Source organism: Pseudomonas sp. NPDC089428, assembly GCF_044749325.1.
Lineage (GTDB): Bacteria > Pseudomonadota > Gammaproteobacteria > Pseudomonadales > Pseudomonadaceae > Aquipseudomonas.
Genome location: NZ_JBIVHT010000014.1, coordinates 96,121 through 109,323, shown reverse-complemented (window position 1 = coordinate 109,323; position 13,203 = coordinate 96,121). Strand labels below are relative to the sequence as shown.

Here is a 13,203-nt window from a genome sequence, read left to right as displayed (position 1 = left end):
ACACATTTGTCAGAGGTTGTAAGCCCGCTCATTGTGCTCGGCCAGGTCCAGCCCCTGCTCTTCCTCTTCCCGGCTGGCCCGCAGCCCCACGGTCAGCTTGATGGCCCCAAGAATCGCCCAGCTCACCACAAAGCAATAGACGAAGGTGAACGCCACGCCCTTGAGCTGCACCAAAGCCTGCCCGATCGGCGAAGCCCCTTCCACGTAGCCCCCCAGCGACGGCGCGGCAAACACCCCGGTCAACACCGCCCCGACCATACCGCCAACCCCATGCAGCCCGAATACATCGAGGCTGTCGTCATAGCCCAGCGCCTGCTTCAACCGGGTTACGGCGAAGAAGCAGATCGCCCCGGTCAGCAAGCCGATGACCACCGCACCCAACGGCCCGACAAACGCACAGGCCGGCGTGATACCTACCAGCCCAGCCAAGGCCCCCGATGCCGCCCCCAGCGCAGTAGGCCGGCCATGCATGACTTTCTCGGTCAGCAACCAGCCAACAATGCCGGCGCACGCCGCCACCATGGTCGCCAGCATCACCACCCCTGCCCCTTCGTTGGCCGCAAGCCCGGAACCTACGTTGAAGCCGAACCAGCCGACCCACAGCAGCCCCGCGCCCACCAGGGTGAAACCGAGGTTGTGTGGCGGCATCGCCACCTGCGGGTAGCCTTTGCGCCTGCCCAGCATCAACGCCGCCGCCAGCGCAGCCACACCGGAGTTGATGTGCACGGCAGTGCCGCCGGCAAAGTCCAGCACACCCCAATTGACCATCAGCGCCCCCGGCCCACCCCACACCATATGGGCGATCGGCGCGTACACCAGGACGAACCAGGCCGCCATGAACAGCAGCGAGGCACTGAATTTCATGCGCTCGGCAAAACCGCCGGCGATCAGGGCCGGGGTGATGATGGCAAAGGTCAGCTGAAACACCGCGAACACCCCTTCCGGGATGGTGCCCACCAGGCTGTCGTGGCCGATGTTCAGCATCAGCGCCTTGTCCAGGCCGCCGATGAAGCTGTTCAAGGTCAACTGCCCTTCGACCATGCCGCTGGTATCGACCACCAGGCTGTAGCCGAACAGCACCCAGAGGATGCCGATCACCCCGGCCACGGCGAACAGCTGGGTGAACACCGAGAGGAAGTTCTTGGCCCGCACCATGCCGCCGTAGAACAGCGCCAGGCCTGGGATGCACATCATCAGCACGAACATCGCCGCGCAGATCATCCAGGCGGTGTTGCCGGTATCCAGGGTGGGTTCGGCGGCATGGGCCTGGTTGGCCAAGGCTAACAACATTACAGCGAGGGTGAGGTGCTTCATGGAGTCACTCCTGTGTGAATGAAGAGATGCCCTTGGGCCGCGTTGCGGCCCATTTGCGGGCAAGCCCGCTCCCACAGGGCCACCACAGTTCTCAAGGACTGTGAGCTTCCTGTGGGAGCGGGCTCCCGCGAAGGGCCGCAACGCGGCCCCAATAGCCTGTGAGATGAATCAGTACTGGGCCTGCCCCGGCACCCAGGCGGTGCCAGCCAGCGGCACCCGGGCCATGGCGGCGGCCTCGACGGTCAGCGCCACCAGGTCTTCGGGGTCGAGGTTGTGCAGGTGCGACTTGCCACAGGCACGGGCCATGGTCTGCGCTTCCAGCACCAGCACCCGCAGGTAGTTGGCCAAGCGCCGGCCAGCCTCTTCCGGGTTCAGGCGCTTGGCCAGTTCCGGGTCCTGGGTGGTGATACCGGCAGGGTCGCGGCCGTTCTGCCAGTCGTCGTAGAAGCCGGCGGCCGAGCCGATCTTCTTCAGCTCGCTGTCCAGCCGCGGGTGGTTGTCGCCCAGGGCAATCAGCGCCGCCGTGCCGATGGCTACCGCGTCGGCGCCCAAGGCCATGGCCTTGGCCACGTCGGCGCCGTTGCGGATGCCGCCGGATACGATCAGCTGCACCTTGCGGTGCATGCCCATCTCCTGCAGCGCCTTTACCGCCTGCGGAATGGCCGGCAGGATCGGGATGCCGACGTGTTCGATGAACACTTCCTGGGTGGCCGCGGTGCCGCCCTGCATGCCGTCGAGCACGATCACGTCGGCACCGGCCTTCACTGCCAGCTTGACGTCGTAGTACGGGCGACTGGCGCCGATCTTCACGTAGATCGGTTTTTCCCAATCGGTGATTTCGCGGATCTCGGCAATCTTGATCGCCAGGTCGTCCGGGCCGGTCCAGTCCGGGTGGCGGCAGGCGCTGCGCTGGTCGACGCCAATCGGCAAAGTGCGCATGCCGGCTACCCGCTCGGTCACCTTCATGCCCAGCAGCATGCCACCACCGCCCGGCTTGGCGCCCTGGCCGAGGACGATCTCGATGGCGTCGGCCTTGCGCAGGTCGTCGGGGTTCATGCCGTAGCGCGATGGCAGGTACTGGTACACCAGGTGCTGCGACTGGCCGCGCTCTTCCGGGGTCATGCCGCCGTCGCCGGTGGTGGTGCTGGTGCCGGCAATGGTCGCGCCACGGCCCAGGGCTTCCTTGGCGTTGGCCGACAGCGCGCCGAAGCTCATGCCGGCGATGGTCACCGGGATCTTGAGGTGGATCGGCTTCTTGGCGAAGCGGTTACCCAGCACCACGTCGGTACCGCACTTTTCGCGGTAGCCTTCCAGCGGGTAGCGCGACACGCTGGCGCCCAGCAGCAGCAGGTCGTCGAAGTGCGGCACACGGCGCTTGGTGCCGCCGCCGCGGATGTCGTAGATGCCGGTTTCGGCGGCACGCTGGATTTCCTGGATGGTCAGGCGATCGAAGGTGGCCGACTCACGCAGTACCGGGGGGAATTGCTCGCTCATGGGAATGCTCCTGGATCAGTACGCGCTGGCGTTATCGACTTTGAAGTTGTACAGCTGGCGGGCCGAGCCGTAACGTTTGAAATCAGCAGCCTTGTGCGCAAGGCCGGCCTTGTTCAGCAGTTCCTGCAGCTCTTGCAGGTGCTCGGCGCGCATCTCTTTCTCGATGCAATCCGAGCCTAGCGACTGCACCGAACCCTTGACGTAGATGCGCACCTCGTACAGTGAATCGCCCAGCGCATCGCCGGCATCGCCACACACCACCAGGCGCCCGGCCTGGCCCATGAAGCAGCTCATGTGGCCGATGCTGCCGCCGACCACGATGTCCACGCCCTTCATCGAGATGCCGCAGCGCGCGCCGGCATCGCCCTCGATCACCAGCAATCCACCATGGGCGGTGGCGCCGGCGGCCTGGGAGGCGCTGCCCTTGACCCGCACCGAGCCAGACATCATGTTCTCCGCCACGCCCACGCCGACGTTGCCGTGCACGGTGACGCTGGCCTGCTGGTTCATGCCCGCGCAGTAGTAGCCGGCGTGGCCCTCGATATCCACCGACACGGCGGCGTTGATGCCCACCGCCAGGTTGTGCTTGCCGTCGGGGTGGGTCACCCGCCATTCGCGGTCCTGCACATCGCCATGCAGGGACTGGTTGAGTACGCGCACCGAGGCGCTGGAAAGGTCGATCGTCTTCATGAATGTCTCCAGTGATTCGGTGGGGTCAGGCGCTTTCGCGTTCCCAGACGTACAAGGTGGCCGGCGCCGGCTCCCAGACCTTGGCCTTGTCGATGCCCGGCAGGCTGGCCAGGGCCTGGTACTCGGAGGCCATGGCCACGTAGTCGTCGGTCTCGGCCAGCACGGCCGGTTTGCAGGCAATCGGGTCACGGATCACGGCAAAGCCGTTGCGGGTGCCAATGGCGAAGGTGAAGAAGCCGTCCAGGTCTTCCAGCGCGCCATCCAGGGCCTGGGCCAGGGTGTCACCCTGTTGCAGGCGCCAGGTCAGGTAGCCGGCCGCCACTTCGGTGTCGTTATCGGTCTCGAAGCTGATGCCTTCGCGCTTGAGTGCCTGGCGCAGGCGGAAGTGGTTGGACAGCGAGCCGTTGTGCACCAGGCACAGGTCGGCGCCGGTGGAGAACGGGTGGCTGCCTTCCATGGTCACGGCGCTTTCGGTGGCCATGCGGGTATGGCCGATGATGTGGCTGCCCTTCATGCCGGCCAGGCCGAAGCGGCTGGAGATTTCCGCCGGCAGGCCCATGCCCTTGAGGATTTCGATGCTCTGCCCGGCGCTCATGATGCGCACGTCTGGGGCCAGTTCGCTCAGGGCCTGGCGGGCCGCTGCCTCGCTGGTGTGCACCTTGAGCACGGCGGCGCTGGCGTTCTGGAACCAGTCCAGCGAGCAACCCAGGCGCCCCTCCAACTGGCCCATCAGGGCCGCCCAGGGGTAGTTGATGTCCGTCGCCTGCAGGGTCAGCTTGACCCAGCCATCGGCCACTTCGTCACCGTATATGGCGAAACCGGCGCTGTCCGGGCCACGGTCGGTCATGGCTTGGAGCATGGGTTCGAAGAGCTTGCCGAGCTGGGCTTCCAGCGCCGGCTTTTTCAGGTACAGACCTACGATTCCACACATGGTGATACTCCTTCTAGGCAGTGGGTAGCCGCTGCGTTTGCCGCTACCCAGGGATAGGGTTGGCGGTCAGAAGAATTCGGTGTAACGCTGGATTTCCCAGTCCGAGACGTGGCGGCTGTACTCCACCCACTCCATGCGCTTGAGCTTGATGAACTCGTCGACGATCTCGGCACCGAGTACCTCGCGGAACAGCGGGTCGGCCTCCAGCGCGTCAGCCGCTTCCTTGAGCGATTGCGGCAAGGTCTTGATGCCGCGTGCGGCAATCTCTTCCAGGCTCAGGTTGTAGAGGTTCTCGTTGCACATCTCGCCCGGTTCCAGCTGGCGATCGATGCCGTCGAGGCCGGCGGCGATGATGGCGGCGGTGACCAGGTACGGGTTGCAGCCAGCGTCTGGCAGGCGAAACTCCAGGCGGCCATAGGGGATGCGCACCATCGCCGAACGGTTGTTGGCGCCATAGGCGACGAAGGCCGGCGCCCAGGTGGCGCCGGACAGCGAGCGGCCGACCACCAGGCGCTTGTACGAGTTGACCGTGGGGGCGGCGAAGGCACACAGCGCGGGGCCGTGGGCCAACAGCCCGGCGGCAAAGTGGTAGGCCAGTTTCGACAGGCCCATGCCGCTGCTGTCGGAAGGGTCGTGGAACAGGTTCTTGTTGTTGCTGCTGGCCAGCGACAGGTGGAAGTGCATGCCATTGCCGGCGCGCTTGGGATCGGGCTTGGGCATGAACGAGCAGATCATCCCTAAGTCGTTGGCGATTTCGCCGGCGGCCATGCGGAAGAAGGTGAAACGGTCGGCCGACTCCAGGGCGTCGCTGTAGGTGTAGTTGATCTCGAACTGGCCGTTGGCGTCTTCGTGGTCGATCTGATAGATGTCGAAGCCGACCGGCTGCAGGGCCTCGGTGAGGCGCTCGAGGAACAGCCGTGAGCGCGACAGGCCCTTGTAGTCGTAGCAGGGTTTGTCGAGGTTGTCGGAGGCATCCACCAACTGCAGCTTGCCGCCTTCGTCACGGCGGAACAGGCTGAACTCGGGCTCAAGGCCAGTGTTCAAGGTCCAGCCCTTGTCGGCCAGGCGCTGCACCTGCTGCTGCAATACATGGCGGCTGTCGTAGGGCCAGGGCTGGCCGTTGACATGGCCCACGCACACCACCCTGCCATAGCCCGGCTGCCACGGCACCGGGATCAGCGTGGACAGGTCGCCACGGGCCATGAAGTCCGGGCCGTGGGGCTCCATGCCCATGCCGCAGATGGCGAACCCGGCAAAGCCGGCGCCCTCTTCAGCCACCATCTTGAGGCCCGATACCGGCACCGACTTGGTCTTCGCCGAACCGTGGATATCGACGAACTGCGCCAACACATACTTGATGCCGTACTGGTCGAGGGTGCGCTGGGTTTCTGCTGGCAACATGGGTTGATCACTCCTGGGTGAGGGGCACTAATTCCGCATGGGAAACTTACTTTCCTCACAGGAATGCAATGTGCTTGCCAACTGTGTCCAGGGTGATGGTCTTACGTGACGTGTACAGGCCTCTTCGCGGCTAAAGCCGCTCCTACAGGGACCGCGCAAAGCCCTGCAGGAGCGGCTTTAGCCGCGAACTGGCCCGTACGGGCGGCAGAAAACCCATGCAGGTTTTTATGCTCTATTTATGGGAAACTTGTTTTCATCCGAGGAAAGAAGCAGCCCAGGCTGCCGCCTTTCGCACTTTCCCAGTGCGAAATCTTTATTCTTGAACTGAAAACGTGCAGGACATTCGATGCTAACCGAAACCGAACCGCGTCTCCGTCTGGAGCAGTACCTGGGCCTGCAGATCAAGCGCCAGCGTCAGGCCCAGTCACTCAAGCTCGCCGATGTAGCCCGCATCGCCGGCATCAGCCAGGGCATGCTGAGCAAGATCGAAAACGCCCAGGTGTCCACCAGCCTCGATACCCTCAGCCGCCTGTGCGATGTGCTGGGCATGCCGATGGCCAAGCTGTTCAGCCAGTATGACCAGCCCGACGGCAATGCCTTGCTGGTCAAGGCCGGCGAAGGGCTGGAGGTGGTACGCCGCGGCACCGAGAAGGGCCATACCTACCATTTGCTCAATCACGCCCGGGGGCCGAAGAAGAACTTCGAGGCGTACATGGTGACCATGGACGACGCCAGCGAGGAATTCCCGACCTTCGCCCACCCGGGTACCGAATTCCTCCATCTGCTGGAGGGTGAACTGGTCTATCGCCACGGCAACCAGCTCTATCGCATGCAGGCCGGCGACAGCCTGACGTTCGATGGCGAAACCCCGCATGGCCCCGAGCAACTGGTGCAGGTGCCTATTCGCTTGCTGTCGATCATGAACTACGGCGACGAGTGACGCGCGGCTGCAAGGCAATTTCGCGACCTTGGGTTTGGCCTGGGCAATGAGCTCGAGCGCCGCACGCGCGGCGTTCGAACTCACCGTCACAAAACCCTGGCGGCGTGCACCTAACTGCCTTCAGGCAACAGGCTGCGGTCGAACATGAACACCCGCTCGCCCTGCGGCGTGTACTGATACAACTGCTGCGGCCGGCCCAGCCTGGGCTGGTTCTTCTCCCCGGTATCGCGCACCCAACCCAGCTCGCGCAGGCGATCCAGGCGCTTGCGCAGCGAGGTGTTGTTCACCGCCTGCCCCAGGCACGCCTGCACCGCCCCCAGCGCATCGAGCACGGTGAACTTCTGCGCCAGCAGGTACAGCGGCAAGCTGCTGTACACCGTCTTCGCCGCCAACCGTTCCCTGGCTCGCTCGACCAGCAGGTTATGGTCGAACGGCAGCAGCACCTTGCGGTCAATCACGCTGTCCAGGTCAAAAAACGCCAGCTGCTCACCTTCCACCTGCTGCTGCGGGTCAAGCAACGCCAGGTAATAGGTACTCAACGACCAGCCACGCGGGTCGCGGAAGGCATTGCCTTCGGTTCCCACCTGTTCGAGGTGGCGCGGCACCACCAGGGCTTTCTCGCGCAAGGCGCGTTCGGCAGCGCCCTCCAGGCTGGTGTCCGGGGTGCGGCCATTGACGATCACGCCAGGCAAGGCCCACTGGCCGGCGTGGGGCTCGCGCTCACGACGGTGCAACAACACTTGCAGATGCTGGGCATCAGGGGCCAGGCGCAGGGCGACAATATCGACACTGGCCAGGACTTCAACTGTACTCACCGGGGGCTCCTTGTTCATCGGCACAATAATCCACCAGAGCTTCTAAGTATGGCAACCCGCAAGCCTATGGAAATTGTCACTTGACACACTTATTACACCAGGTGAATTATATAGCCATTCCAGCGAGGAGACCCGCCATGAAGATCGCCAGTTTCGATGTCGACGCGCAAAACGGCTTCACCGCCAACGCCCCTCAGGAGCTGCCGGTACCAGAGGGCAACGAGATCGCCCAGGACCTCAACGCCATGGCGCTGCGCGCCGACCTGCGCCTGGGCAGCAAGGACGCCCACCCGGCCAACGCCGTGTGGGTGGTGGCCGACCCTGGCCAGATGCTGCAACCGCTGCCCCTGGCCAACGCCGACCTGACCTGGGTCAGCCACTGCGTCCCCGGTACCGCCGGCTTCGAGCTGCTGCCCGGCCTGCCCGCCCCGATCGATTACGACTACTTCGTCTGGAAAGGCGTCGAGCCCGACCTGCACCCCTACGGCGCCTGCTACCACGACCTCGCCGAGCGCCGCTCCACCGGGGTCATCGAGTTTCTCAAGGTGCAACAGGTGGGCGCGGTGATCGTCGGCGGCCTGGCCCTGGACTACTGCGTCAAGACCACTGCCCGGCAATTGCGCCAGGCCGGCTTCCAGGTGCTGCTGTACCTGCCGGCCTGCCGCGCCCTGACCCAGGAAGGCGCCATCAGCGCCTGCGGCGCACTGGCTGCCGAGGGCGTGATCCTGTGCGGCGATGAGGCCGCGCTCGACTACCAGCTCTCTCTGATCAAGGAAGACCGCCCATGAGCGAAAGCGTTTTCGGCCCACGGATCATCCAGAACCTGCTGGACACCGACTTCTACAAGATCACCATGATGCAGGCGGTGCTGCACAACTACCCCAATGCCGAGGTGGAGTGGGAGTTCCGCTGCCGCAACGGCGAAGACCTCTCCCCTTACCTGGCAGAGATCCGCAACCAGATAGAGCAACTGAGCGAAGTCACCGTCACCCACGACCAACTGGCCTACCTGGAAAAGATCCCGTTCCTGAAGCCGGACTTCATCCGCTTCCTCAGCCTGTTCCGCTTCAACCTGCGCTATGTGCAGGTCGGCCTGGACGCGGCCGGGCAGCTGGCGATCCGCGTGCGCGGGCCGTGGCTGCACGTGATCCTCTACGAGATCCCGTTGCTGGCGATCATCAGCGAGGTGCGCAACCGCTACCGCTATCACGACGTGACGATCGAACAGGTGGGCGAGCGCCTGTACCAGAAATTCGACTGGCTCAAGGCCGAGGCCAGTGCCGAGGAGCTGGCAGGCTTCCAACTGGCTGACTTCGGTACACGACGGCGCTTCTCCTACCGGGTGCAGGAAGAAGTGGTGTACCTGCTCAAGCACGACTTCCCCGGCCGCTTCGTCGGCACCAGCAACGTGCACCTGGCCCGCGAGCTTGAGCTCAAGCCGCTCGGCACCATGGCCCACGAATGGTTCATGGCGCACCAGCAACTCGGCCCGCGGCTGGTCGACAGCCAGGCCGCCGCGCTGGAAGCCTGGGTCCGCGAGTACCGTGGCTTGCTGGGCATCGCCTTGACCGACTGCATCACCATGGACGCCTTCCTGGGTGATTTCGACCTGTACTTCGCCAAGCTGTTCGATGGGCTGCGGCACGACTCCGGGGACCCGCTGGTCTGGGCGGAGAAAGCCATCGCCCACTATGAGCGGCTGGGGATCGACCCGAAGGGCAAGACACTGATCTTCTCCGACGGGCTGGATTTCGCCAAGGCGCTGGGCCTGTACCGGGCACTGCACGCGCGGATCAACGTGAGCTTCGGCATTGGTACCCGGCTGACCTGCGATATCCCGGGGGTGGAGCCGATGAACATGGTGATCAAGATGACCGACTGCAATGGCGCGCCGGTGGCGAAGATCTCCGACAGCCCGGGCAAGACCCAGTGCCGGGACGAGAACTTCGTGGCTTACATGAAGCATGTGTTCAAGGTGATTTGATGTCGCCTGGACTGGCTGTCTTGCTCAATTTCTTGAAACTGGCGCGGCTCCCACAAGTACAGCGCATGCCTGGAAGCTGGTGATGATTCTGTAGCGGGTTTGCACTTGCCTTGAGAGTCCAGGCCGGCTCAGTCACCCCTCTTCTGCCTGCCCGACACACAGCTCCATGAACCGTGCAGCCGCCCGCGACGGCGTTGCGGCATGGGGCAAGAGGATGGAGAAGCGCCGCACCAAAGGCTCAGGTGCAACCCGCAGCTGCCGCAACACGCCGTCTTCATGGCGGATCGACATGGCCGACACGAAGCCAATCCCCATCCCGGCCCGTACCGCCTCCTTCACCCCTTCCACGCCAGCGATCTCCAGCGCCACGCGCATGGCCACGCCGTGCCGGGCAAAGGCCCGCTCGACGATCTGGCGCACCCCCGAACCACTCTCACGCAGCACCAACGGGTAAGCCCCCAACGCCTGCAAGCCTTGCTGTTCAGCGCCTGCCAGAGGATGGTCGCGCGGCACGATGGCCACGATCTCGTCCTCGCGCCAGGCTGTCACCCCGGTGCCCAGTGGCAGCTCCTGCCCGGGTGGGCCTTCGATCAGGGCGATATCGACGCTGTCCAGCGCCGCGATGATCTCCGCCGTGTTGCCGTGGGACGTGGTCACCAGCACCTCTGGGTAGCGCCCATGGAAGTCGGCAATCAGGTACGGCAGCAGGTAGCTGGCCGGGGTGGTACTGGCGCCGATGCGCAAGGTGCCGCGCTCGAGCCCGCGCATGGCCTCGCACAATGCCTGGGCCTGGCGAAAGGTGTCCCGCAGGCGCTGGGCATGGGCCAGCAACTGCTCGCCGGCAGCGGTCAGGCGCACGCCACGGCCAGCGCGCTGGTAGAGGGGCTCGCCAAAGTCCTCTTGCAGCAATTTCAGCTGGCCGGACACCGCCGGCTGCGACAGATGCAGGGCCTGGGCCGCATGGCTGATGTTGCCGTGCTCGGCTACCGTGGCGAAGGTTATCAGTTGCTCTGGGGTCATCCACTTAAAATATCAGCTAGACGGATATTTGCCATCCTAAATTACGATTTTATATAAGCTTATAACCAGATTAACGTAGGCTATGTCGAAACACTTCCGGAGGACTCACATGGCCACGGCAACTTCCAACCCTGCGTTGGCGCCCACCCTCTCTACCCGAGGGCGGCTCAACGGCATCCTGTTCGTCGCGCTGTTCGCGCTCGCCGTCACCCAACTGGCGGCGCTGCCCGCCATCGCCAGCCTGGGCATCAGCCCGCTGATCGTCGGCATCGTCGCCGGCGCCCTGTACGGCAACGCCCTGCGCGACGGCGTACCAGCCAGCTGGGCAGCCGGTATCAACTTCTCGGCCCGCGGGCTATTGCGCATCGCCGTGGCCTTCTTCGGCCTGCGCGTCAGCCTGCAAGAGATCGCCGAAGTCGGCTGGTCCGGCTTGAGCGTGTCGCTGCTGGTCGTGACCAGCACCCTGCTGATCGGCCTGTGGTGCGGCACCCGGCTGTTCAAGCTGGACCGTGACACCGCCCTGCTCACGGCGGCCGGCAGCGCGATCTGTGGCGCCGCCGCCGTGCTGGCATTCGAATCGGCGCTGCGCAGCGCACCGCACAAGAGTGCCATGGCGGTGGGCAGCGTAGTGCTATTCGGCACCCTGTCGATGTTCCTCTACCCGCTGGCGATCAACGCCGGCTGGCTGCCCCTGGACACCCTGGGTGCCGGCCTGTTCCTCGGCGGGACGATTCACGAAGTGGCCCAGGTAGTGGGCGCGGCCAGCAACGTCAGCCCCGAAGCCACGCACATCGCCACCATCGTCAAGATGACCCGGGTGATGCTGCTGGTACCGGTGCTGCTGGTGGTCGGCCTGTGGATCAGCCGCTCGCGCCAACCCGGCCAGGCCCAAGGCAATGGCCGCATCGCCATGCCCTGGTTCGCCTTCGGCTTCCTCGCCCTGGTGCTGGTGAATTCGCTGCAGGTACTGCCCGGTAGCGTGACCCAGGCGGTCAACAGCCTGGACACCTTCGCCCTGACCATGGCCATGACCGCGCTGGGCATGGAAACCCGCTGGAGCCAGATCCGTCAGGCCGGGCCGCGGGCGCTGATCACCGGGGCGATCCTCAACCTGTGGCTGGTGGGTGGCGGCCTGGCGATCACCCTGGGGGTGCAACGCCTTTTAGGTTGACGTGCATTGATCGGTATGGTGTTGTCTTGCAAGGATGTTTTTACCTGCACAGGAACGACTTAGATGCCTCAACGCCATGTCATCAACGCATCCGTCAGCCCCAAAGGCAGCCTGGAGACGCTGTCGCAACGTGAAGTCCAACAACTGAGTGAAGTCGGTACCGGCACCCTCTACACCTTATTCCGCCAGTGCGCCCTGGCCATCCTCAACACCGGCGCCCATGTCGACAACGCCAAGACCATTCTCGAGGCGTACAGGGACTTCGAAGTCCGCATCCACCAGCAAGACCGCGGCGTGCGCCTGGAGCTGCTGAACGCTCCAGCCGACGCCTTCGTCGATGGTGAAATGATCGCCAGCACCCGCGAAATGCTGTTCTGCGCCCTGCGCGACATCGTCTACACCGAAAGCGAGCTGGCCAGCCAGCGCATCGACCTGGAGAGCTCCCAGGGCATCACCGACTACGTCTTCCACTTGCTGCGCAACGCCCGCACCCTGCGCCCCGGCGTGGAGCCGAAGATGGTGGTGTGCTGGGGCGGCCACTCGATCAGCAGCGAGGAGTACCAGTACACCAAGAAGGTCGGCCATGAGCTGGGCCTGCGCAAGCTGGACATCTGCACCGGCTGCGGCCCGGGGGTGATGAAAGGCCCGATGAAGGGCGCGACCATCGCCCATGCCAAGCAGCGCATGCACGGCAGCCGCTACCTCGGCCTGACCGAACCGGGCATCATCGCCGCCGAGGCGCCGAACCCGATCGTCAACGAGCTGGTGATCCTGCCGGACATCGAGAAGCGCCTGGAGGCCTTCGTCCGTGTTGGCCACGGCATCATCATCTTCCCCGGCGGCGCCGGCACCGCCGAGGAGTTCCTCTACCTGCTCGGCATCCTCATGCACCCGGACAACCAGAGCTTGCCGTTCCCGGTGGTGCTCACCGGGCCACGCAGCGCCGAACCGTTCCTGCAACAGCTGCATGCCTTCGTCGGCGCCACCCTGGGCGAAGCTGCCCAGCGCCACTACCAGATCATCATCGACGACCCGGCCGAAGTGGCCCGGCACATGGTCGAGGGGCTCAAGGAGGTCAAGCAGTTCCGCCGCGAGCGCAACGACGCCTTCCACTTCAACTGGCTGCTGAAGATCGACGAGGGCTTCCAGCACCCGTTCGACCCAACCCACGCCAACATGGCCGAACTGGCCCTGCGCCGCGATTTGCCGGCCCATGAACTGGCGGCCAACCTGCGCCGGGCGTTTTCCGGGATCGTGGCGGGCAACGTGAAGGACAAGGGAATACGGCTGATCGAGGAACACGGACCGTATCAGATTCGCGGTGATGCCGCGGTGCTGGAGCCATTGGGGCGCCTGTTGCAGGCGTTTGTCGACCAGCACCGGATGAAATTGCCGGGTGGCGCGGCGTATGTGCCTTGCTACCAAGTTGTGACCTGAGATCGC

The 13,203-nt window shown here is 64.6% G+C and carries 12 protein-coding genes; 5 read left to right on the top strand and 7 right to left on the bottom strand.

Annotated elements, in window-relative coordinates; translation table 11 throughout:
• Positions 1 to 9 precede the first annotated feature (9 nt).
• The 5 genes from ACIPZ5_RS22075 to glnT form a co-directional block, all read right to left on the bottom strand.
• Positions 10 to 1,314 carry an ammonium transporter gene (locus ACIPZ5_RS22075; protein WP_400810648.1) on the bottom strand — a complete coding sequence of 435 codons (1,305 nt, stop codon included), beginning with the start codon at positions 1,312 to 1,314 and terminating at the stop codon, positions 10 to 12.
• A gap of 168 nt (positions 1,315 to 1,482) precedes the next feature.
• Positions 1,483 to 2,808, bottom strand: coding sequence for an FMN-binding glutamate synthase family protein (locus tag ACIPZ5_RS22070; RefSeq protein WP_400810646.1), 1,326 nt, complete (start codon positions 2,806 to 2,808; stop codon positions 1,483 to 1,485).
• Between the two features lie 15 nt (positions 2,809 to 2,823).
• Positions 2,824 to 3,498, bottom strand: coding sequence for a protein glxC (locus ACIPZ5_RS22065; protein ID WP_261943644.1), 675 nt, complete (start codon positions 3,496 to 3,498; stop codon positions 2,824 to 2,826).
• Between the two features lie 25 nt (positions 3,499 to 3,523).
• A complete protein-coding gene (locus ACIPZ5_RS22060) occupies positions 3,524 to 4,429 on the bottom strand; it encodes a glutamine amidotransferase family protein (protein WP_261943643.1) in 906 nt (301 codons plus the stop codon).
• 66 nt (positions 4,430 to 4,495) lie between these two features.
• On the bottom strand, positions 4,496 to 5,830 hold the full coding sequence (gene glnT / locus ACIPZ5_RS22055; protein ID WP_400810643.1) for a type III glutamate--ammonia ligase: 1,335 nt from the start codon (positions 5,828 to 5,830) through the stop codon (positions 4,496 to 4,498).
• A gap of 346 nt (positions 5,831 to 6,176) precedes the next feature.
• Between glnT and ACIPZ5_RS22050 the strand changes: the two genes are divergently transcribed.
• Positions 6,177 to 6,770, top strand: coding sequence for a cupin domain-containing protein (locus ACIPZ5_RS22050; RefSeq protein WP_261943641.1), 594 nt, complete (start codon positions 6,177 to 6,179; stop codon positions 6,768 to 6,770).
• A gap of 110 nt (positions 6,771 to 6,880) precedes the next feature.
• Here the strand turns inward: ACIPZ5_RS22050 and ACIPZ5_RS22045 are convergent, their stop codons facing one another.
• Positions 6,881 to 7,585, bottom strand: a complete 705-nt coding sequence (locus tag ACIPZ5_RS22045) for an NrtR DNA-binding winged helix domain-containing protein (protein WP_400810641.1) — start codon at positions 7,583 to 7,585, stop codon at positions 6,881 to 6,883.
• 137 nt (positions 7,586 to 7,722) lie between these two features.
• Between ACIPZ5_RS22045 and ACIPZ5_RS22040 the strand changes: the two genes are divergently transcribed.
• On the top strand, positions 7,723 to 8,373 hold the full coding sequence (locus tag ACIPZ5_RS22040) for an isochorismatase family protein (RefSeq protein WP_261943639.1): 651 nt from the start codon (positions 7,723 to 7,725) through the stop codon (positions 8,371 to 8,373).
• A complete protein-coding gene (gene pncB / locus ACIPZ5_RS22035; protein WP_400810639.1) occupies positions 8,370 to 9,569 on the top strand; it encodes a nicotinate phosphoribosyltransferase in 1,200 nt (399 codons plus the stop codon). Before ACIPZ5_RS22040 ends, pncB begins: the two co-directional genes overlap by 4 nt.
• 132 nt (positions 9,570 to 9,701) lie before the next feature.
• Here pncB and ACIPZ5_RS22030 read toward each other — a convergent pair whose 3' ends face one another.
• On the bottom strand, positions 9,702 to 10,589 hold the full coding sequence (locus ACIPZ5_RS22030) for a LysR family transcriptional regulator (protein ID WP_400810637.1): 888 nt from the start codon (positions 10,587 to 10,589) through the stop codon (positions 9,702 to 9,704).
• A 109-nt stretch (positions 10,590 to 10,698) separates the two neighbouring features.
• On the opposite strand from ACIPZ5_RS22030, the gene ACIPZ5_RS22025 reads away from it, so the two are divergent.
• Together ACIPZ5_RS22025 and ppnN are read left to right on the top strand one after the other, a co-directional pair.
• The gene (locus ACIPZ5_RS22025) at positions 10,699 to 11,760 is read left to right on the top strand and encodes a YeiH family protein (RefSeq protein WP_261943636.1); all 1,062 of its coding nucleotides are present in this window, start codon (positions 10,699 to 10,701) and stop codon (positions 11,758 to 11,760) included.
• A 63-nt stretch (positions 11,761 to 11,823) separates the two neighbouring features.
• Positions 11,824 to 13,197: a nucleotide 5'-monophosphate nucleosidase PpnN gene (gene ppnN / locus ACIPZ5_RS22020; protein ID WP_261943635.1), complete on the top strand. Its 1,374-nt coding sequence runs from the start codon at positions 11,824 to 11,826 to the stop codon at positions 13,195 to 13,197.
• Positions 13,198 to 13,203 lie beyond the last annotated feature (6 nt).